The 21,495-nt window shown below is 44.1% G+C and carries 21 protein-coding genes, 2 tRNA genes and 1 other RNA gene (1 of these 24 running past the window's edge); 16 read left to right on the top strand and 8 right to left on the bottom strand.

The annotated features are described in order from the left end of the window. From JC525_RS01110 to JC525_RS01085, 6 genes are all read left to right on the top strand, one after another. Positions 1-55, top strand: a tRNA-Arg gene (locus JC525_RS01110); it begins 122 nt to the left of the window's first position. 53 nt (positions 56-108) lie between these two features. Beyond that, positions 109-185 (top strand) — tRNA-Arg (locus tag JC525_RS01105). Positions 186-393: 208 nt separating this feature from the next. Next, positions 394-870, top strand: a complete 477-nt coding sequence (locus JC525_RS01100) for an acyl-CoA thioesterase (RefSeq protein ID WP_198813477.1) — start codon at positions 394-396, stop codon at positions 868-870. Positions 871-1,086: 216 nt separating this feature from the next. Further along, a complete protein-coding gene (locus tag JC525_RS01095; protein WP_198813474.1) occupies positions 1,087-1,353 on the top strand; it encodes an OadG family protein in 267 nt (88 codons plus the stop codon). Positions 1,354-1,371: 18 nt separating this feature from the next. Beyond that, positions 1,372-3,198: a sodium-extruding oxaloacetate decarboxylase subunit alpha gene (gene oadA / locus JC525_RS01090; RefSeq protein WP_198813473.1), complete on the top strand. Its 1,827-nt coding sequence runs from the start codon at positions 1,372-1,374 to the stop codon at positions 3,196-3,198. 3 nt (positions 3,199-3,201) lie between these two features. Next, positions 3,202-4,332, top strand: a complete 1,131-nt coding sequence (locus JC525_RS01085; RefSeq protein ID WP_198813471.1) for a sodium ion-translocating decarboxylase subunit beta — start codon at positions 3,202-3,204, stop codon at positions 4,330-4,332. Between the two features lie 89 nt (positions 4,333-4,421). Here the strand turns inward: JC525_RS01085 and JC525_RS01080 are convergent, their stop codons facing one another. From JC525_RS01080 to pspF, 6 genes are read right to left on the bottom strand one after another with little or no spacing between them, the layout of a single operon-like run. Beyond that, positions 4,422-5,222: an ATP-binding cassette domain-containing protein gene (locus JC525_RS01080; RefSeq protein ID WP_198813469.1), complete on the bottom strand. Its 801-nt coding sequence runs from the start codon at positions 5,220-5,222 to the stop codon at positions 4,422-4,424. Further along, the gene (locus JC525_RS01075; protein ID WP_198813462.1) at positions 5,222-6,217 is read right to left on the bottom strand and encodes a peptide ABC transporter ATP-binding protein; all 996 of its coding nucleotides are present in this window, start codon (positions 6,215-6,217) and stop codon (positions 5,222-5,224) included. Before JC525_RS01075 ends, JC525_RS01080 begins: the two co-directional genes overlap by 1 nt. Position 6,218: 1 nt before the next feature. Beyond that, the gene (locus JC525_RS01070) at positions 6,219-7,112 is read right to left on the bottom strand and encodes an ABC transporter permease subunit (protein ID WP_198813451.1); all 894 of its coding nucleotides are present in this window, start codon (positions 7,110-7,112) and stop codon (positions 6,219-6,221) included. Then, complete coding sequence (locus JC525_RS01065) at positions 7,099-8,079, bottom strand: ABC transporter permease (RefSeq protein WP_332874064.1); 981 nt, start codon at positions 8,077-8,079, stop codon at positions 7,099-7,101. The genes JC525_RS01070 and JC525_RS01065 overlap by 14 nt, the downstream gene beginning before the upstream one ends. A gap of 47 nt (positions 8,080-8,126) precedes the next feature. Next, positions 8,127-9,866 carry an ABC transporter substrate-binding protein gene (locus tag JC525_RS01060; protein WP_198813443.1) on the bottom strand — a complete coding sequence of 580 codons (1,740 nt, stop codon included), beginning with the start codon at positions 9,864-9,866 and terminating at the stop codon, positions 8,127-8,129. Between the two features lie 3 nt (positions 9,867-9,869). Further along, the gene (pspF, locus tag JC525_RS01055) at positions 9,870-10,991 is read right to left on the bottom strand and encodes a phage shock protein operon transcriptional activator (protein ID WP_198813439.1); all 1,122 of its coding nucleotides are present in this window, start codon (positions 10,989-10,991) and stop codon (positions 9,870-9,872) included. A gap of 220 nt (positions 10,992-11,211) precedes the next feature. On the opposite strand from pspF, the gene pspA reads away from it, so the two are divergent. The 7 genes from pspA to maiA all read left to right on the top strand — a co-directional run bounded on the left by pspA (position 11,212) and on the right by maiA (position 17,670). After that, on the top strand, positions 11,212-11,895 hold the full coding sequence (pspA, locus tag JC525_RS01050) for a phage shock protein PspA (RefSeq protein WP_198813436.1): 684 nt from the start codon (positions 11,212-11,214) through the stop codon (positions 11,893-11,895). Positions 11,896-11,970: 75 nt separating this feature from the next. After that, the gene (gene pspB, locus JC525_RS01045) at positions 11,971-12,210 is read left to right on the top strand and encodes an envelope stress response membrane protein PspB (RefSeq protein WP_198813893.1); all 240 of its coding nucleotides are present in this window, start codon (positions 11,971-11,973) and stop codon (positions 12,208-12,210) included. Further along, entirely contained in the window at positions 12,207-12,653 is a 447-nt protein-coding gene (gene pspC, locus JC525_RS01040; RefSeq protein WP_198813433.1) for an envelope stress response membrane protein PspC, read from the top strand. Before pspB ends, pspC begins: the two co-directional genes overlap by 4 nt. Positions 12,654-12,858: 205 nt before the next feature. Continuing rightward, on the top strand, positions 12,859-13,659 hold the full coding sequence (gene phhA, locus JC525_RS01035) for a phenylalanine 4-monooxygenase (RefSeq protein WP_198813430.1): 801 nt from the start codon (positions 12,859-12,861) through the stop codon (positions 13,657-13,659). Between the two features lie 214 nt (positions 13,660-13,873). After that, positions 13,874-15,430, top strand: a complete 1,557-nt coding sequence (tyrR, locus tag JC525_RS01030) for a transcriptional regulator TyrR (protein ID WP_198813427.1) — start codon at positions 13,874-13,876, stop codon at positions 15,428-15,430. A gap of 365 nt (positions 15,431-15,795) precedes the next feature. Beyond that, positions 15,796-16,806 (top strand): fumarylacetoacetate hydrolase family protein, encoded by a 1,011-nt coding sequence (locus tag JC525_RS01025; RefSeq protein WP_198813424.1) that lies wholly within the window; start codon positions 15,796-15,798, stop codon positions 16,804-16,806. Positions 16,807-17,016: 210 nt separating this feature from the next. Beyond that, positions 17,017-17,670, top strand: a complete 654-nt coding sequence (gene maiA, locus JC525_RS01020) for a maleylacetoacetate isomerase (protein WP_198813421.1) — start codon at positions 17,017-17,019, stop codon at positions 17,668-17,670. Positions 17,671-17,715: 45 nt separating this feature from the next. Here maiA and JC525_RS01015 read toward each other — a convergent pair whose 3' ends face one another. Further along, a complete protein-coding gene (locus JC525_RS01015; RefSeq protein WP_071817410.1) occupies positions 17,716-18,183 on the bottom strand; it encodes an Lrp/AsnC family transcriptional regulator in 468 nt (155 codons plus the stop codon). 308 nt (positions 18,184-18,491) lie between these two features. Between JC525_RS01015 and JC525_RS01010 the strand changes: the two genes are divergently transcribed. Both JC525_RS01010 and ffs read left to right on the top strand, forming a co-directional pair. Beyond that, positions 18,492-19,550, top strand: coding sequence for a Glu/Leu/Phe/Val dehydrogenase (locus JC525_RS01010; protein WP_198813418.1), 1,059 nt, complete (start codon positions 18,492-18,494; stop codon positions 19,548-19,550). A gap of 86 nt (positions 19,551-19,636) precedes the next feature. After that, positions 19,637-19,733, top strand: an RNA gene (ffs, locus tag JC525_RS01005) — signal recognition particle sRNA small type. 16 nt (positions 19,734-19,749) lie between these two features. Here the strand turns inward: ffs and JC525_RS01000 are convergent. Further along, positions 19,750-20,040: a late competence development ComFB family protein gene (locus tag JC525_RS01000; RefSeq protein WP_198813415.1), complete on the bottom strand. Its 291-nt coding sequence runs from the start codon at positions 20,038-20,040 to the stop codon at positions 19,750-19,752. Between the two features lie 240 nt (positions 20,041-20,280). Here JC525_RS01000 and JC525_RS00995 point away from each other — a divergent pair, with 240 nt between their 5' ends. Next, entirely contained in the window at positions 20,281-21,369 is a 1,089-nt protein-coding gene (locus JC525_RS00995) for a tryptophan 2,3-dioxygenase family protein (RefSeq protein WP_198813412.1), read from the top strand. Positions 21,370-21,495 lie beyond the last annotated feature (126 nt).

The following is a 21,495-nucleotide window of genomic DNA, read 5'->3' as shown; positions in this document are numbered from 1 at the left end:
GAGTACCTGGCTACGAACCAGGCGGTCGGAGGTTCGAATCCTTCCACACGCGCCACTTAATTTAAAGCGTCACCTTTCGAAGTAAAATTCGAAAGTATACAAGTTAACGCGTGTGTAGCTCAGCTGGATAGAGTACCTGGCTACGAACCAGGCGGTCGGAGGTTCGAATCCTTCCACACGCGCCATATTGATAAGCCCACCTTGAAGGTGGGCTTTTTCATTTCTACCAACATGTTTAGAGAACCCCCATTAGTCGACACGCTGTTACCTTGATGCGTAATTCATCGCTCTACATCTTTTCTCACCGGAACTCCTACTTTAGTCTAAGCGCGCTGCGCGAAAATTGAGCTAAACTTTAACTGATAATTAAGCAGTACTAAGCGAGGCATCACTATGGCACACCCATCCACGACTTTTCGATTTTTAGCAGAACCCACAGATGTTAATTTTGGTGGTAATGTACACGGCGGTATCGTTATGAAATGGATAGACCAAGCAGCCTACGCGTGTGCGGCTCAGTGGTCTAAATGCTATTGCGTTACGGTTTCTGCTAATGGAATTCGTTTCATTAAGCCTATTAAAGTTGGCCAATTAATAGAAATCACCGCTTCTTTGGTTCATACAGGCGCATCAAGTATGCATATTTACGTGACGGTGAAATCTGGCGATGCGACTGCAGACACAACGACGGTGGCAAATCGCTGTTTTATTACCTTTATGGCAGTAGATGGTAACGGTACACCGGTCAATGTTCCTGTCTACATCCCAGAAGACGAGCGGCACATGCAGTTAGAACTTGTTGCCATGCATGCAAAAGATTTTGCAAAGCAGTTAGATAGTGACTTTTCAGAAAATATAGGCTTTCATTAAATCATGGCGTAACAATATGACCTGTAAATGTGCAAAATCTTAGTTTAGGCATGACCGGTGTACTGAGTCTTCGTTGCAATTCTATTAAGCAAAAGTGCATTAAATTTCATTTGTTGGCGGGTTGTTGGGTTTTTAGTGGTTTTTTATGCTGTTATGTTGTGTTTTCAAAACCCTCGTGATACTTATTCAGGTACAAATATACACACAGGATTGAATATGAATTCGGGATCCGTCGGTAGCTTGCTTCTTGAAGCGGGCTCATTAATGCTTATTGGAATGGTGTTTGTTTTTTCATTTCTCGGGCTTCTTATCGTAGGTATACACTTAATCGCACGCTTTTGCGAAGCTTTCCCCGGTGATATTGAAGAGCCCGCGGTCAACGTAAAAAGAAACAATCAAGCGGTACAACCTGGAATAGACGGAAATGTTATCGCAGCTATTTCCGCAGCCATCCATACCCATCGTCATAATTCAAAAAAATAAGCCTAATCAGGAGTTACCATGTCAAAGCCTCTGGCCCTTACCGAGCTGGTCCTGCGTGATGCCCATCAATCGCTTCTTGCTACGCGTATGCGTATCGAAGATATGCTTCCTATAGCGGAAAAATTAGATAAAGCCGGCTTTTGGTCGGTAGAGTCATGGGGAGGCGCTACCTTTGATGCGTGTATTCGTTACTTAGGCGAAGATCCTTGGGAACGTATACGAAAACTTAAAGCAGCTATGCCTAACACTAAGCAGCAAATGCTACTGCGTGGTCAAAACCTGTTGGGATATCGTCATTATGCCGACGATGTAGTGACACGTTTTGTCGAACGAGCCCACGAAAGCGGCGTTGACGTGTTTAGGATCTTCGATGCCATGAATGACATCCGTAATTTAAAAACAGCAATCAAGGCAACAATAGACAGCGGCGCACACGCTCAGGGCACTATTTCTTATACAGTTAGCCCAGTTCACAATCTTAAGCTTTGGTTAGACATGGCTAAGCAGCTTGAAGATTTAGGTGTACATTCTATTTGCGTAAAAGACATGGCAGGGCTTTTAAAGCCTTATGAATGTGAAGCATTAATTACTGGTTTAAAAGAAACAGTGAGCGTGCCTATTGCCATGCAGTGTCATGCAACAACGGGGCTGAGCACAGCTACATACCAAAAAGCGATTGATGCGGGTATTGATATGTTAGATACCGCTATATCTTCTATGAGTATGACTTACGGTCACAGTGCAACGGAAACTATGGTCTCTATCGTTGAAGGTACAGAGCGCGATACTGGTATTTCACTTCCTGAACTTGAAGAGATTGCTAGTTATTTCAGAGAAGTAAGAAAGAAATACAGTCAGTTCGAAGGCAGCCTAAAAGGCGTTGATGCACGAATTCTTTTAGCACAAGTGCCAGGCGGAATGTTAACGAATATGGAAAGTCAGCTTAAAGAGCAAGGCGCTGAAGATAAATTCGAGGAAGTACTAAAAGAAATTCCTCGAGTGCGCGAAGACTTGGGGTTTATTCCGCTTGTCACTCCAACATCGCAGATAGTCGGTACCCAGTCTGTTCTTAATGTATTAACGGGTGAGCGTTATAAAAGCATTACGAAAGAAACGGCTGGCGTATTAAAAGGCGAGTACGGTGCTACTGCCGCCCCCGTGAACAAAGCTCTGCAAGAACGGGTACTGGATGGCGCAGAGCCAATAACATGCCGTCCGGCTGATAATATTGCCCCAGAACTTGATACGCTTAGTAAAGAACTTGATGCTTTAGCAGAAAAAAAACAACTATCTCTGTCAGAAGACAAGATTGATGATGTGCTTACTTACGCCTTGTTCCCTCAAATTGGTCTTAAGTTTATTGAAAATCGCGGTAACCCAGATGCATTTGAACCAGCTCCGGGCGAACAAGATTCATCACGTTCGAATCTATCAGAGCCCGTTAAAGCCACATCAAACGCAAAAGCGTCTACCTCGTCAGAAATGTATGATGTAAATGTTGATGGCAAAGTGTATCGCGTTGAAGTGGCGCCTTCTGGTACCTTGACGAGCGTGACTCCTGCAGACGGGTCTAACACGCAAGCACAGCCCCAAGCCCCAGCGAATAGTGCAGCGTCAGCCTCTGCGACCTCTTCTCAGTCTATTGATGCACCGCTAGCGGGTAACGTGTTCAAAATCTTGGTAAGAAACGGTGACAGCGTATCAGAAGGCGATGTGGTGGTGATCCTTGAAGCCATGAAGATGGAGACAGAGATCCGCTCCGCCTTTACTGGAACTGTCACCGACGTTTCCGTGGGTGAAGGCGATGCCGTAACGACTGGTCAACCGTTAATCTTATTGGGGTAATACATGGATAAGTTAATGGTACTTTGGGATAGTACCGCGCTCGCGCATTTTGAAGCTGGCCAGCTGATAATGATGGCAGTAGGCTTCGGCTTACTGTACTTAGCCATTGTTAAAAAGTTCGAGCCATTGCTTTTATTGCCCATAGGTTTTGGGGCGTTGCTCACTAACATCCCTATTGCAGGTTTTTCAGAGGCGGGTGGTTTACTGCACTACATCTACAAAATCGGCATAGATACGGGCGTATTTCCCCTGCTCATCTTTATGGGCGTTGGCGCGATGACTGATTTTAGTGCGCTTATTGCCAACCCTAAGATGCTGCTACTTGGCGCAGCTGCGCAGTTTGGGATTTTTGCAACCTTGTTCGGAGCCATTGCTTTAAACCTAATCCCTGGTTTCGAGTTTACGTTGAAGGATGCAAGCGCTATTGCGATTATAGGCGGTGCAGATGGGCCGACGGCGATTTTCTTAGCTTCAAGGCTAGCCCCTGACTTACTTGGTGCCATTGCCGTGGCCGCGTATTCCTACATGGCGTTAGTGCCTATTATCCAGCCCCCAATTATGAAAGCATTGACCACGAAGGAAGAGCGCGAGATAAAAATGGGGCAGCTTCGACCAGTATCAAAGCGCGAAAAAATTATTTTTCCTTTAGCGGTGCTGTTTATGACTATTTTGTTCTTACCCGCTGCTACACCGCTGGTGGGCATGTTTTGCTTTGGAAACTTAATGAAAGAGTGCGGTGTTGTTGACAGGCTAAGTAAAACCGCGCAGAACGAGCTTATCAATACTGTTACGATATTTCTGGGGTTAGCGGTTGGCTCAAAGCTTTCAGCAGAGGCCTTCTTAACAGTAGAAACGTTGGGGATTCTTGGTTTAGGCGCGGTAGCATTTGGTATCGGTACAGCTGCAGGTGTTCTCATGGCCAAACTGATGAGCAAATTGTCAGGTGGAAGCATCAATCCACTTATTGGCGCAGCAGGTGTATCTGCGGTGCCTATGGCTGCTCGGGTGGTTAATAAAGTTGGCTTAGAGGCCAACCCTCACAACTTCTTATTAATGCATGCAATGGGCCCCAATGTGGCCGGTGTATTGGGGAGTGCCGTAGCTGCAGGAATCTTACTGGCGCTAGTAGGCTAGATAGAAACAGGATTAAAGCAAAACAGCCGTTTACATATTACTTACTTAAAAAGGGGCGCATTAGCCCCTTTATTCTTTCTGTAGGTCTATCAAATAGTCTGTTGAGGAACAAGAGACTGATAGGCCGTAACTAATTTCTTAGTGCGAATATGCTGAGGCCATCTAAAGATGGTTTCTGTTTTACCTTCTTCTACAATTTCCCCATTCTCCATTACAATAACTCTATCTGCGATATGCCTTACAATACCAAGGTTGTGGCTTATAAATACGAAAGCTAGACCGAGTTCTTGTTGAAGCTGCAAAATCAAGTTTACTGTTTGAGAGCGAATTGAGGGATCAAGCGCTGCAAAGGGCTCATCGGCAACTAACACTTTGGGTTTTAATACAATGGCTCTGGCAAGGGCAACCCTTTGCTGTTGTCCATCGGACAGCATGTGGCGGTAAAAATAATAATGTTCCCTTAGCAGTCCCACTTTTACCAACATGTCTTCTATGATTGGTTTGCGTTCTGCTTCAGATAGCCCGGTGTTTAGTCGCAAGGGTTCATCTAAAATTTTTCCTACGGGCACCGCAGGGTTCATGGATTCACTGCTATGTTGCAAGATCATTCGAATATCGTGGGTACGTTTTTGCTTATTACCTGTCGACTGATACTTTGCCAAATACTTGTGCGTATTAATTTCAATTTCACCAGCATCAGCGGGTAAGGCGCCAACCAAGAGTTTTGCAAGCAGCGATTTTCCAGAGCGGTTTTCCCCAATAATAGCGATTGTTTCTCCGCGCTTTACACTCAGGTTTACGGGTCCGAGTTGAAACACTTCTGGGCGTTTTAACCAGCGCTTTTTCTCGTTGTGAACAAAAGTGAGATTTCTGACCTCCATAATATCCATCACAGCTTCTCCATATGCAGCGGATAATGGCAGCTATAGTTATGATCATGAATTCTTCGCACGGCGGGTGTTTGAACGCATGCCCTCTGCGCGCGAGGACAGCGAGGGCCTAATCTACAGCCAATAGGTAAATGTTGAAGTGTAGGAATTGAGCCATTCAACGTAGGCAAAAGCGATTTTGGCGGTAAGTCTTTCCTGAAACTCGGAGCGCTGTCGAGTAACGCTTTAGTGTAAGGATGAAGCGGGCGTTTTTTAATGTGTTTCATTTTTCCCGATTCTACCGTTTGGCCCGCATAAAGAACCGTCATTGAGTGAGACATACTGGCAATGGCTAATAAGTCATGACTAACAAACAATATGGACAGCGAACGGGTTTGGTTCAGCCGTGTAAAAAGCTTCAAGATTTGCGTTTTAGTCGTCGGCTCCATACCGCGTGTAGGGTCGTCAGCAATCAGCAATTTAGGCTGAGATACCAGCGCCATGGCAATCATAAATTTCTGGCCTATATCCGCTGGAATTTGGTGCGGGAAAGCACTCAAGTAATGTTTGTGGTGTTTAATCCCTACTTTGTGAACGGTGCTGATCGCTATCTTTTTACGTTGCTGTGCTCTTTGCCAAAACCAACCTCCCTCTACAAACTCATCGGGAATACTCTCTTCTAACTGCTCCCCTAAGGTGGCGGAAGGATCTAAACTTGCCTGTGGATTTTGAAATACTACCGCAATCTCACGTCGCATGACTTCACGGCGCTGTTGTGTTGACATTCCCAATAAATTCTCACCATTCCAGCTCATCCTATCTGCAGTGAGATGCCACTGACTGGGAAGGGCGCCACAAATGGCTGAAACAATCAGGCTTTTACCTGAGCCTGATTCACCGACTAATGCGCGAATTTCACCGCTACTTACGGATAAATTTACTTTATCTAACGCTTTGATCGTGCCTTCGCTGCTCTGCATTTCCAGCGTGAGATTTTTAATATCAAGCATCGGCATATTAATGACTCACTCTTTTTCTTAGTGCAGAACGCAATCCGTCGCCCACAATGTTGATTGATAAGACCATGAAAAATATTGCCATACCCGGAACTGCAACGTTCCACGGGGCCAGATAAGTAACATCTAAACCATCGGCTAAAATTACGCCTAGTTCTGGAAGGGGCGATTGCGCACCTAAATTAAGAAACCCTAATGCGGATATATCGATAACCGCAATGGAAAGTGCAAGCGTACCTTGTACAACGAGCATCTCAGTCATGTTGGGTAAAATAGAATGTACGAACAACTGCCATTTGCTCGCGCCATCTAGTTTTGACGCTATGATGTATTCTTTCTTCATTTCGCCGCGCACGAAGCTGCGCGTGTGATGGACAAACTGGGGAATAAGAGCCAGCGTAATTGCCCACATACTATTGACCAGGCCCGTACCTAAAATGGCTACTATGATAATTGCAATCAGTAGTGTTGGAATGGCCATCAATGCATCTAGAAGGTGGTTGGCTACGCTCGAGCGCACACCTCGTAGCATACCAGCGAAAGCGCCCAGACTAACCCCTACTAACATGGCGAGCACAACGGTAATGAATGCCGACCCTAGCGTTACACGACAGCCATATATGATGCGTGTAAACAGGTCACGCCCAAGTGCGTCTGTACCAAACAGATAAGAAATCGAACCGTTGGCCATCCAACTAGGCGGTATTAGTAGACCATCGATGTTCTGCTCTAGTGCATCATAGGGCGTGATAACGGGGGCAAACAACGCGAATACCACAAAAAAGGCCAACAGAATTAAGCCAAGCATTGAAATATGGCTGGCTCTAAATGATGCCCATGTCCGCTGCCACGGCGACGGGTGGAACTCTTCGTCGTATAAACTAAACTGTGGCACGTTCGTATTTCTCTCTACTGGGGTCAATAACTCGGTTAAACAAATCGACAAGGATAGTTAACGTAATGACAACGGTAGACACGGCCATCATTCCTATCCGTAGGGCAGGGTAGTCCCGCTGATAAATCGCTTGAATAAGCCAATTACCAATACCGGGCCAGGAAAATAAGGTCTCCACGATCATAGCATTTGTTATGAGGGTGGTAATCTGAATCGCCATCAAAGGCAAAATTGGAAGCAAGGCATTGCGCAAAATATGGCGGAAAAATATCTGCCAGCTTGACAGGCCTCTTGAAATGGCTGCTGCAATGTAAGGGCGGTGTTTTACATCAATGACAGATCGCCTCGTTATTCTAGCCATAGAGGCTGTAGCAATTGCGCCAATAGCAAAGGTAGGTAACGCCAAGTGTGAAATTGCATCTTTTAATGCCAAGGGTTTGTTTTCAATATCTGCCAGTAATATATCAAGAAGAATAAAGCCTGAAACGGGCTCGATGTTATATAGCAGACTGATACGCCCGGATAATGGCGCGACGTCTAACTGTAAACTAAATATGAGGATGAGCAGCAAAGCAAACCAGAAAACGGGGAAAGAATAAATCGTAATACTGGCGCTGTTGATTAAATAATCTGACGTCGAGTAACAACGGATCCCCGCGTAATATCCCATCGGGATACCAACAAATAATGCCATCAGCATTGCGTATGTTGCCAACTCTATTGTGGCTGGCATCGCTATCCCCACTTCATCCCTTAGTGGAAGACCTGATGTAAAACTGTATCCCCAGTCCCCCGTTAATAAGTTGCTTACATAATAAAAGAACTGATGTACGTAGGATTGGTCTAATTTAAACTGTTTTTCCAAGGCCGCGCGCTGAATTTCATTTTGCGGTACCAGGCCTGTCAGGTTTTCTAAAACGTCGCCTGGAAACAGGTAGGCCAACGAAAACGAAATAATCGTCAACACGAGAAGCGTCAATATTAATAGCGTGCAATATCTAACGAGAATTTGTGTCACAGTGTTTTTTCTACTCCACCAAAGCGTACGCCGCCAAAGGGGTTTATAGTTAAGCCTTCCAATTCGCTTCTATACGCTTGATAGCGATAGGCATGGGCGATGGGCACCAGCGGTAAACGTTCATATAGCAGTCGGTTTACTTGTCGATAAATGGCTCTGCGCGCTTCGATATCATCAGTCTTAAGCGCATCGTTAATTAATCTATCATAATCTTGGTTACACCACATGGCTCTGTTTGTGCCAGAGGGGATAGCGCCGCAGCTCAATAATGGGCGATAGAAGTTATCAGGATCACCATTGTCTGCAGACCAACCTATTAACACAGAGTCGTGTAACCCTTCGCGTAAGTGTCGCCTGAACGTTGTCCAATCATAACTCACAATTGTCGCTTCAACGCCGACATCTCTTAGGTATCGTTGAATAAGCTCCGCCATTTTCGTTGCATTCGGATTATATGCGCGCTCAACCGGCATGGCCCAAATCGTCATTGAAAAGCCAGGTTTTATTCCAGCGTCAGCGAGCAGTTTACGCGCTAATACTGGGTTATAAGCCGTGTCGTCAGCATCATTTTGAAATGCCCAGCTTGCAGCGGGTAATAGGGTCTTCGCCCGAATAGCGCTGTCAAAGTAAACAGCCTCTAACAAGGTATTTTTATCGATGGCCGCTGCTAGAGCACGTCTTACATCTGGGTTGTTGAAAGGAGGTCGTTGGGTATTAAACGCCCAAAATCCGATATTTAAGCCCGGCTTCTCTGCAAGTATTAGGTCTTCTTTTGCTCGAATGACTTCAAGCTCGGTTTGCGCTGGAAACGCGGTGGCATCACACTCACCTGTCATTAACTTAGCCAGTCTAAGTGAGCTTCGTGGCGTGATATCAAAAATAAGCTGCTCTACGGCCGAATGTTCGCTCTCATCTGACTGATTGATAGCAATTGCTAATTTTGAGGCATTCTCAGATTCTTTGCTATCTTCAGCATTATCTTGATCATAACCGTTGTCATTTTCTTCTGCTGACAAAGACAAACGCCAATAATTTTCGTGACGGCGGTACTTTATGAAGTGATCTTTTCGATAGCTTTCAAATTTAAATGGGCCAGTACCAACAGGAAGTTCATCAATTTTACTTGGTTTGCCGGCTTGCGATAGTTGACTCGCATATTCCTCTGAAAGGATTACCGCAAAATCAGTGGCTAAGTTGGCCAAAAAAGAACTGTCTCGCCGTTTCAGCGTTATCTCTACCCGATAACCATTAATGCGCTCCACCGCCGCAATATTTTGCGCAAGGCCTATGCTTTCGAAGTAAGGATAGCGTCCACCTGATATATAGTGATAAGGGTGAGACGTGAGCCTCCATCTATCTATACTAAAAATAACGTCATCAGCGTTAAAGTTTCTCGTTGGCGTGAAGTATTCAGTGTTGTGAAACCACACATCTTTTCTGAGCTGAAATGCGTAAGTCAGACCGTCATTAGTCACTAACCAACTACTTGCTAAACTTGGCACTATTCGACCCGTCTCAGGGTCAAAGTCGAGTAGTCTGTCATAGAGTTGATGGGACGACGCATCTGATGTTGTGCTTGAGGTATCTAATTGAGGGTTAAATGTAACTGGATTGCTTTCCGAGCAGTAAATAATCCCCGTATTGTAAAACGCTTGTTTATTCTGTTTAGCGCAAGATGCAACAACAAGCGCCGTGCACAAACATAATGACAAACGCTTTACCAAACCATAGGACATGCTTTACGCCTCGACGTTTTCAGCGGAAGAATCTAATAAGTTATATTTTTTGAGATACCCTCGTAACTGATGGTACGTCAGGCTCAATTTTTCAGCCGTTTTCTTTTGGTTAAACTGACTGTCAGCAAGAGCCTGTTTTATCATATCTATCTCATATTGTTGAGAGCGTTCTTTCAAATCTATGGGATATTCGACAATTTCTTGCTGATTAGTCGGTGCCTGAAGAGTAACGTCAGCTTTTTCACCAACACCGCTTGTTATCGGTGTTTCAACTTGCGTATCGTGTTGAGGTAAATCAGCGCTTTTTACTCTGTCTTTTGTTTTGACTCTGCCTTTGGGACGAAATGCAGATTCAAATGGATCAAGAATAATTTCATGTACGGGCAAGTGAGGGTTATTTGTTCTATATACCGCTCGTTCGACCACATTTTTAAGTTCTCGGATGTTGCCCGGCCAGTCGTACTCTAGGAGCGTACGCTTTGCTTTTTCCGTAAATCCGCTAAATAACTCCATCTCCATTTCACGTGCCATATTGATAGCGAAATTTTCAGCCAACATCATAATGTCTTCGCGACGTTCGCGAAGCGGGGGAATGGTGATGACGTCGAAGGCAAGTCTGTCGAGAAGGTCTGCACGAAACTCTCCCGCTTCTGCAAGCGCGGGCAAATCTTCATTAGTTGCCGCAATAAGTCGAACATCAGTTTTCACAGATTTACTGCCGCCCACGCGTTCAAACTCACCGTACTCAACCACGCGTAGAAGTTTTTCTTGAATAAGCCCCGATGTGTTAGCTAATTCATCTAAGAAGAGTGTGCCGTTGTTGGCAACCTCAAAGCGACCTTCTCTGCGTTTGGCTGCACCAGTAAACGCCCCCGCCTCATAGCCGAAAAGTTCACTTTCAAGTAGGCTTTCATTCAGTGCTGCACAATTGAGTTTGATATAGTTCTGATCCCATCGCTTAGATAAAAAATGCAAACGTGCTGCGATGAGTTCCTTGCCCGTGCCTCGTTCGCCAATAACGAGTACCGGCTTATCTAGCGGTGCAATCTGTGAAATTTGTTCTAATACTTCTAAAAAACTATTCGCTTGGCCAAGCAAATTATCCTGTTGTCGATACCTACTCATTAAATCCCTCAAAAGTTAGTCATTTCGACCAATTAATAGTGTAGAGCAAAATATATTGATAAACGAGTATTATTTGGGTGTGAAAAAAATGTATTTAAAAGAGCAGGTTAGCGTAGGGAGAAAGTTGGCAAGTATATTGAATACCACTAATACCAAGAGTAATCTATTTATCAAGAGTGGTGTTTTTAACACTGACTATTTTTAGCAAGAGGTAATAATTATGGGTATCTTCTCGCGTTTTACAGATATTGTGAATTCAAATATTAATGCGCTTTTAGACAAAGCGGAAGATCCTGAGAAAATGGTTAGATTAATCATTCAGGAAATGGAAGACACGTTGGTTGAGGTACGTTCGGCGTCTGCAAAGACCTTGGCCAATAAAAAAGACATCGTTAATCAGATTTCAAAGTATGAAAGCGACGCAAGCGATTGGGAAGCAAAAGCAGAGCTTGCGTTGAGCAAAGACAGGGAAGACTTAGCACGTGCTGCACTGCAAGAAAAGAAAAAGTCTGCCGAAGCCGCCGAGGTATTGAGCAAAGAGTTGGCAATTGTTGATGAACAAATCAGCAAGCTTCAGGACGAAATTGGTCAACTTCAAGATAAGCTCGCTGATGCGAAGAGTCGGCAAAAAACGATTATCATGCGCCAGAAGACAGCAAGTTCGCGTCTTGAAGTGAAAAAGACGTTGGATAGCACTAAAGTAGATAATGCAATGGGACGCTTTGAGCAATACGAGCGCAAAATTGATGACCTTGAGTCGCAGGTAGACGCCTATGATTTAGGGAAAAAGACATTACAGGATGAATTTGCTGAGCTAGAAGCAAGCGACAAAGTGGAAGACGAACTCGCCGCGCTTAAAGCTAAAGTAAAAAGTGCAAATAAAAGCACTGAAAAATCAGAATAAAAAGAATAGGGTGGGCCCTCCTGGTGTTCAATTTACAGGAGGGTAATGACATCAGAGTTTGTAGGAGAGATTGAGATGGATGAAGGTACAATAGCAGTGTTGGTTATGCCCCTTGTGGTGTTCTCAATATTTGTTGCTCCGATTTGGCTTATTTTGCACTACCGCAGTAAAAAGCAAGTTAATCAAGGACTAAGTGAAGAAGAGCATGCCGCTCTACAGGATCTAGCTGAAAAAGCCGAAAAGATGAGTGAACGCATAGAGACGCTAGAGGCAATTTTAGACAGCGAGGCACCCGAGTGGAGGAATAGGGCATGAGAAACGGTAAGCAGCTCTATCGTAATCCAGAGAATGCACGAATAGCTGGGGTGTGTTCAGGTGTTGCCGAGTACTTTGGCCTTGAAACATGGTTAGTAAGAATACTGGTTGTTACCGGGTTCTTCTTACTAGCAGGCCCTTTTATTTTTGTCGCCTACATCGCGGCGTGGTTTATTCTTGATAAAAAGCCAGCGGGATTGAAAAGCAATGCATCAGCATCAGTATTTTCAAAAGGAAAAGGGTGGACAAATCCAAATGCCGGGCAGGTTAAAAGTGCCAAGGTAGAGGTAAAGACCAAAGTCTGGCAGGCTGGAGAGCCTCCAAAACAAGCGTTTCATGATATACGTAATCGTTTTGAAAAGGCTGAAGTGCGTCTTCGCAAGATGGAAACCTACGTGACCTCTCGAGAATATCAGCTTAATAAAGAGATAAGTCGTCTTTAATCTTGTCTTAATTCTAGCAAGCTAAACGCATTAAAGCCGTTTCATTGAAGCGGCTTTTTAGTATGCAAAACAATACCTTCGAATTGCATTGTAAAACTCTTGTTACAGCTAAATCATAAGCCACATTAGGCACGCTGCTTTTCGCCGTCTGGAATTTCATTACACTAATAGACAAGTTTTACATCACTTATTGGTTAAAGAAGTTATGCCAAAAGCTACGCAATACCAGTCGAGACAATCGGATGACAACGGCATTATTCATTGGTCAGATGAAGAGAATCAAATCTGGTCAGAACTTTATGCCAGACAAATTCCCTTGGTGAAAGAAAGAGCGTGCCAAGAGTATCTAGATGGGCTTGATTTACTAAAACTCGACGAAAAAGCTATTCCTCAATTACCAGATATCAACAAAGTACTGATGGAGCAAACAGGTTGGCAAACCGCTGAAGTTCCAGCGTTGATTAATTTCGGGGAATTCTTTAGGTTGCTGGCTAACAAGCAGTTTCCAGTAGCAACATTTATTCGCACTAGGGAAGAGTTTGACTATCTTCAGGAGCCGGACATCTTTCACGAGGTATTTGGCCATTGCCCGTTATTAACGAACCCTGCGTTCGCGCATTTCACACACACCTACGGAAAGTTAGGTCTTGCTGCGAGCAAAGAAGATAGAGTATACCTTGCACGTCTTTACTGGTTCACCGTAGAGTTCGGTTTAGTGAGGGCAAAAGATGAATTGAAGATATACGGTGGAGGTATCTTATCTTCCCCTGGCGAGACTATTTATGCTTTAGACAGCGATACGCCTCTGCGCAACCCGCTTACGGCAATTGATGCGCTACGCACACCATATCGCATTGATATCATGCAGCCGCTTTACTACGTATTGCCCGAGTTTGATTATTTATTTGAACTTGCCGAAATGGACATCATGGCACTTGTAGAAAAAGCAAAGTCTCTTGGGTTATTTTCCCCGCTTTTCCCTCCAAAAGAACAGAAAGCAAGCTAGTACTATTGTTAAAAAAATGTGTTTTATACAGGATGCCGTGTCGGACGAGCGGCGTCTTTGTTTCTGACGTTCAGCGACGCGAATTTACTTGCCCTTAGAAGTGCCAGCGCCCAAGTGCTTTAAAATTTGAAATTCTGTAACATTTATCTTGTTATCTTTTTGTAAAAGTATGATACTCTGTACAAATATGTTTACAAAATAGCTATAACACCCTATGCGTCTAGAAATAAGTTGTCAGGACCGTCTTGGAATCACACAAGATGTATTAGATATTCTCGTTACTAAAGAAATTGATTTGCGCGGTATTGAAATCGATCCCGCAGGAAAAATTTTCCTAAATTTTCCTAACATCGAGTTTGCCGATTTTCAACACCTCATGCCCCAAATTCGTCGAATAGATGGCATTGATGATGTTAAGACCACGCTCTTCATGCCGGGAGAGCGAGAGAAGAACCAGCTTTCCGCTATTTTACGAACCCTGCCTGACCCTGTTTTTTCTATCGATGCTAAAGGTAACATTCTACTTTGCAACGAAGCCGTATGCGCAGGGCTGGAAATACCTTATAGCGCCATTGAAGGCACCGAAATAGGCGAAGTAGTAAAGGGCTTCAACTTTACTAAATGGATGGACGGTAAATCTCCCGGGCCGCAGTCTTCTAAAGTAAAGTTTATTCAGCAAGATTATCTCGCCGATATGTTGCCTATTACCGTACCTGACGGCGATCAAAACATGATCATGGCGGGAGCCGTCGTCATATTAAAATCTGAAATGCGACTAGGGCAACAGTTTACTGCGTTTCACCAGTCGCCCACAGACAGCTTCGATCGGTTCGTTGTACAATCACCGCTAATGAAACGGGTGGTTCATGAAGCAAAGCAAATTGCTGACTTAGACGCTCCGGTACTTATTTTCGGGGAAACTGGTACGGGAAAAGAAATGATTGCCCGCGCCTGCCATCAGTCTAGCCGTCGCAGCGAAGGCGCATTTTTAGCGTTGAATTGCGCTTCGTTACCAGACAGTGTGGCTGAGACAGAATTGTTTGGCTATGCCGCAGGTGCCTTTAATCAACCGAATGCAAAAATAGGTCTGTTAGAGCAGGCCAAAGGTGGCACACTTTTACTGGACGAAATAGCCGACATGTCTTCCCAGCTGCAAGCTAAGTTACTTCGAGTTTTAGAAGATGGCGAATTCAGAAGAGTAGGGGATTCAGAGCCGGTAAAAGTAGACGTTCGATTTATCTGCACCACATGTCGCGACCTTGGTCAACTTGTAGAAGAGGGGCGATTTAGAAAAGAGTTGTATTATCGCCTAAACGTGCTCAGTCTTGTTATGCCGTCTTTGAAAGACCGCAGGCAAGACATTGTGCCCTTAGCTGAGTCTTTTATCGTTCAGCACAGCACTAAATTAGGGCGACGCCCAGCAAAGCTAAGCAAGTCATGCGTTGATTTTCTTCAGCAGTATCCGTGGCCTGGCAACGTAAGGCAGTTACAAAACGCCTTGTATCGTGCTTTGTCACTGCTGGACGGAAAAGAAATTACAAAGGAAGATATCCAGCTTCCAAGTTGCGCACCGAGTGTGACCTACATTGATGAAAACTTTGAAGGTACATTAGACGAAGAAGTGAAAAAATTTGAGAAGGACTTGTTAAAACGTCTTTATCCTTCCTATCCGAGTACCCGTCAGTTGGCTAAAAAACTTGGGCTTAGTCACACAGCTATTGCCAATAAACTACGTGAGTACGGCATAAACAAAGCAACGGTAAAGCTATAAGTTTGATAGATGACGCGCTTTATTTGGTGTTCAAATAATACACCGAGTAGAGCGCGACTGCCTCTTGTTAGTAGACCCTCACGACTACCTCGTATTCCTGTTACGAAAAATTTACATCCTGCTCAGCGCCTGCCTGCTATGACCATATGCGTATTACGTGTATTCATAGCGTACACCCTTTATTACAGCCAAATAAAACTTCGTACGTTGAATGCTTCTCAATCTATATCAACTAATGGCATAACTATACTTATGTAAATTTAATCGCTCGTTGGCTCATTTAAATCGTGCTCACCGTTCAGTCGGGTAAGTCACTCAAAGAAAAAGCAAAAGCCAAGTGAACGACAATCTTCGAGGAAATTTTAATGAAACTAGCCACCTATAAAAATGAAACACGCGACGGCTGCCTTATGGTGGTGTCAAAGGATCTTTCTCGAGCGTGCAGCGCGCAAGACATTGCAATGACAATGCAAGATGCTTTGGATAACTGGAAGGAAATAGCGCCTCAGCTACAAATGAAGTACCAAGCACTTAACGATAATAGCTGTGACAGCGTACCGTTTGATGAGTCTCGCTGTGAGTCACCACTGCCAAGAGCCTATCAGTGGGCAGACGGAAGCGCGTATGTTAACCACGTAGAGCTAGTAAGAAAGGCGCGTAACGCAGAAATGCCGGAAAGTTTCTGGACGGACCCGTTAATGTATCAAGGGGGTTCAGATGATTTTATTGGGCCAAAAGATGACATTATCTTACCTAGCGATGATTGGGGAATAGATTTTGAAGGTGAAGTTGCAGTGGTCACTGACGATGTGCCTATGGCCTGCACGCCTGAACAAGCCTCAGAACGCATTCGTCTTATCATGTTAGTTAACGATGTGTCGCTCAGAGGTTTAATTCCTGGCGAGTTAGCTAAAGGTTTTGGCTTCTTTCAGTCGAAGCCTGCATCGAGTTTTTCACCCGTTGCCGTAACCCCAGATGAATTAGGCGATGCGTGGAAAGAGAGTAAAGTGCATTTACCCTTACGCTCTACCTATAACGGGGAGTTATTTGGAAAACCTGAAGCGGGGCAAGATATGACTTTTGATTTTGGTCAACTTGTAGCACATGCAGCTAAGAGTAGGAATTTAGGTGCGGGAGCCATAATTGGTTCAGGTACTGTGTCGAATAAACAAGGCACTGATCATGGCTCGGCCATCGCTGAAGGCGGTGTGGGATATTCGTGTATTGCTGAAGTACGTATGATTGAAACAATCAGAGACGGGAAGCCATCTACACCCTTCATGCAATTTGGCGATCGCATTCGTATAGAAATGTTGGATAAAGAAGGTAACTCGGTATTTGGTGCTATCGAGCAGCAGGTAAAACCACTTAACTAATTGAACATGGGAAAAATGCCTCAGTGCCATCAAGTCTTTATTTTTAACTGAGGCAGTTTTTCGTAAGGTTCTTATTAAAACTGTCGGTTTATTGTTACCTCACGGCAACTTCGTAAACCATGCGCAGACAATGATGCGTTTTATTAGACAGGCGTAACGTTGTCTCAAGCACTATTATTACAGTGTAATTAATGACAGGTGTTATTATTCATGAGTATAAAACTGTACGGCTATTGGCGTTCAACGGCGTCTTACCGCGTGCGCATTGCGCTTAATTTAAAAGGCGTTGAATACGAGTATGTGCCAATACATCTTGTAAACAATGGTGGCGAGCAGCACAGCAGCGAGTATAGCCGCCTTAATCCCGCACACTTAGTCCCCACCTTTGTTGACGAAGATGAAGATATCATTTTGAATCAGTCGCTATCTATCATCGAATATCTTGATGAGAGATACGAAAGTGGGTATCAACTTATCCCAGAACACCGAACAGAGAGAGCAAGGGTAAGGGCGTTAGCGCAGGATATAGCCTGTGACATTCAGCCGATAGGAAACCTTCGCGTATTAAACGCTCTAAAAGGAAGCTTTGAGGCAACACAAGAGGATGTTGCTAGATGGGCGGCCCATTGGATAACACAGGGTTTTGACGGGATTGAAAAACGACTTCAGACCCAAGCTGGTAAGTATTGCTTTGATTTTGATGTGACGCTTGCTGATATTTGTTTAGTACCGCAGGTTTACAATGCGCAGCGGTTCAATGTAGATATGAATCGCTATCCTCTGATTAGCAAAATAGTAAAAAACTGTAACGAGTTGAGGGAATTTGAATTGGCTAAGCCTGAGAGTCAAATCGACGCGATTTAGATAGTGGAGTCAGAGTACTAATGTACTCTGACCCTATAATTATGATTACTGGCGTTTGATTGGTAGCTCGGTAGTATTTTTAACCTGCTTCAGTGCAAATGTAGAGCTGATATGGTCTACCAAAGGAAGGTGTGTCAATTTTGTCTTCAGTAAAAACTCATATTCCTCGATACTTTCCACGATGACTTTTAACAAGTAATCCTTCTCTCCGCTGGTGGTGTGACACTCCACAATTTCGTCAATATTTTGCACGGCATTTTCGAAATCGGTCAACGAGTCACCGTCGTGGTTTTTTAGCGTCACATAAATAAAAACCGACACACCCAAGTTAAGCTTTTTACTGTTAAGAAGGGTGACTTTGCCGAGAATAATGCCATCAGCTTCCATTCGTTTTACCCGCCTCCAACATGGAGTATGAGACAAGCCTACACGTTGGCTCAAGTCAGCCATTGACACCGTGGCGTCTTGTTGAAGAACGCGTAAAATCTCACGGTCAAATTTATCCAATTTCATTAACACTGTTTCCATCGTTTTTATGATGTTTATTATATATCAAAAAAAATTCTAGGATAGCCATCCTAGAAAAATTGTATTCAATTCTATTGCGTTTCAGTTTGTAAATTTCATTAACAAACTTTGCAAGGCCTGTCCTCTGAATTATCGGATACACTTTGCAAAATGTTGATGATCCTCGCGTGGCCGGTAAGTGTAACGCAAAATATCATCAGACTCTCATATCAGCCCAATCTGGAAGCGTGTACTTTTCGTGACAGCAGCATATTGGGTAGGTTTCAATTCATCACGGTTTTAATAGGGAATATATGTCAGTTTTTGATCACCCAGAGTTCGATAATCACGAACATGTTGCGTTCTATCACGATGAAAAAGCGGGCTTGAGTGCCATTATTGCTGTGCACAACACCAACTTGGGGCCAGCGCTCGGTGGTTGTCGTATGTGGCCCTACGTAAATAGTAGTGAGGCTTTAACTGATGTGTTGAGATTATCTAAAGGCATGACCTATAAAGCGGCCATGGCTAACCTTGAACTTGGTGGTGGCAAATCTGTCATTATTGGCGACCCTCGAAAAGCCAAAACGCCAGAAATGATGAAAGCCATGGGTAAGTTTGTAGAGTCGTTGGGGGGTAAATACTTTACGGCTGAAGATTCGGGTATATCGGTAACTGATTTACAAACAATGGCGACTGAATCTGATTTTATCGCTGGCGTTAATGCAAAATATCATTACTCAGGCGAAGTGCCTGATGGAAATCCTGCGCCCTCTACTGCTTACGGGGTATTTGTTGGGTTAAAAGCGACGGTAGATTACGGTTTGAAGCGCAGCTTGGATGGTGTGAGCGTGGCAATACAGGGCATGGGCCATGTGGGCTACCGTTTGGCGAAACATCTGCACGAGCACGGTGCAAAACTCTATGTTGCTGACATTTATCCAGAAGGTGTGGAAAAAGCAGTTGCAGAGTTTGGTGCGACAGCCGTGGCGCCGGAAGAGATATTAAGCCTAGATGTTGATGTGCTCGCACCGTGTGCATTGGGCGCTGCGATCAACGATCAAACGTTACCGACAATAAAGGCAAAAGTCATTGCCGGTGCTGCGAATAATCAACTTGCCCGTGAAGACATGGGAGAACTACTGCAGCAGCGCGGTATTCTATACGCGCCTGACTATGTTATTAACGCAGGTGGCGTTATTGATATTTTTCATCAACGAATGGAAACAAGTTCTAATGAAGCGCTGCGCGCGCACATAGAGCGAATTGGCGATACGCTGAAAGAAATTTATGAACGTGCAGAGCAGGACGGCGCAGCAACGAATCGCGTAGCAAATGTTATCGCAGAAGAGAGATTTACCATAAAGGGTTGAAAACTCTCGGCCAAGTAGTCATAATGCGCCCCGCACTCAAGCAGGGGCGAATGGCTCTGCACTGAATGCGATTTTCTATGGTGGGCTTTTGGTCCTCCCGCAATGATACTCTGTGAACTCGGTCAGGCCTGGAAGGGAGCAGCCGCAGCAGACGACTCATGTGCCGGGATGTGGCTGGAGGCCTGCCACCCAAATTCTTCTATTCTTCAGTTCTTTCGCTTTTCTTATTCTTCTCTGTTTCATCCAGGTATTTCAGTGCTTTACTAATGGCGTGCTCCACGTTCATTTCCATTTGATTACGCTCGCTTTGGGGTAAATAAAAAGCCATATCTACCTCATATCGAATATAACGAGGTGGAACTTGATTCAACGCCAAACAACACAAGTCGGCTAAGTAGTCAGGGCTCTTTGTTGCGTCCAATCCTAACTTGGTAATTCGTTCTAATACTAGGTGTTCATAATAATTATGAATGTCGTCATCTAGCTTCATGATTCTTCCCCATATAAAACTCTAAGCGCCGTGCTTTTGGCTTTTTGATTTACGTTGCAGCGATGCCTTTCATGATAATAAGGTCCATCTGATAACATTGGACACATTTTTATACGCACACAGCGGTACAACACAGATCTTGGCTGTATGTTCCTATAATGTATAGCTTGTATTCTGTGGATGTCGAGGTGACGATGATACATTTAACAACTTAAATGAGAGCCAAAAGGCGAGAACGACATGAAAAAAAATATAGAGCCCTGCTATTACGGCGACTACCTTCAACTAGATAAAATATTAGGGGCCCAAGACCTACAAAGTGAAAAATACGGCGATACGGCGCACGAAGAGATGTTGTTCATTATCGTCCATCAAGTTTATGAACTATGGTTCAAACAGGTACTTCACGAGCTCAATGCAGTTATTGATACCTTTAATCAAGAAACGGTGAAAGATCAGCAGTTGACTTTAGTTGTGCATAGATTGCAAAGAGTCATACAAATTCAAAAGCTAATGAACGATCAGATTGCCATCATGGAAACCATGACACCGCAGCAGTTTTTGTCGTTTCGAGATTACCTTGTACCTGCCTCCGGCTTCCAAAGTATCCAGTTTAAACGTTTAGAGATTTCGCTCGGCCTAAAACGTGACTTTAGAATAGACTTCGATAAGCAAAGCTTCTATAACCGCCTTACAGATAAAGACAGGGCACTACTCGAAAATCTTGAAAATAAGCCTAGCTTGTTTGAACTTGTTGATAAGTGGCTTTCAAGAATGCCACTTTTAAAAACCGAGGGATTCGACTTCTGGCAATATTATAAAAATGCGGCAGACGACATGTTGAATGATGATCATCACACCATTTCAACCAGCGACATGTTATCTGAGACAGAGAGACGCCAAGAGTTGAAAGACTTGAAAGCGACTATGGAGAACTTCGATGCCCTATTTGACGACGCTAAGTTTGAAAAGCTGAGGGGCGAAGGCAAATTTCGTTTAAGTCATAAAGCGTTGCTTTCAGCGCTATTTATCAAGCAGTACTCAGAAGAGCCCATTTTTAATCTTCCTTTTCAGCTCATCACTGCCCTGACCGAAATCGACGAACAGCTCACTATCTGGCGCTATCGTCACGCAATGATGGTTCAGAGAATGCTGGGAACAAAGATAGGAACGGGGGGATCATCAGGCCATCATTATCTGAAAAAAACCACAGAATCTAATCGCATTTATTTGGACTTTTTTAATATGGCGACTTTTCTACTACCTAAGAGTGCTTTGCCTGACTTGCCCGAATCAGTGCGGAAGCAGCTAGGATTCTACTTGCAGTAATTTGTAATATTCAAAAAAATGCATTTAAATTAGATGTTTAGGTTGAAATTTGAGCGGGTTCATCTCATTGTCGCGCTAAAGCTTCCTTTCGTCGCAAGCTGCGCATAAATGAGTTGATTACTTTGC

The organism is Alteromonas sp. IB21 (genome assembly GCF_016405965.1).
Taxonomy (GTDB): Bacteria; Pseudomonadota; Gammaproteobacteria; order Enterobacterales; family Alteromonadaceae; genus Alteromonas.
The sequence above is the reverse complement of the archived record's forward strand: the minus strand, read 5'-3'. Positions and strand labels throughout refer to the sequence as shown.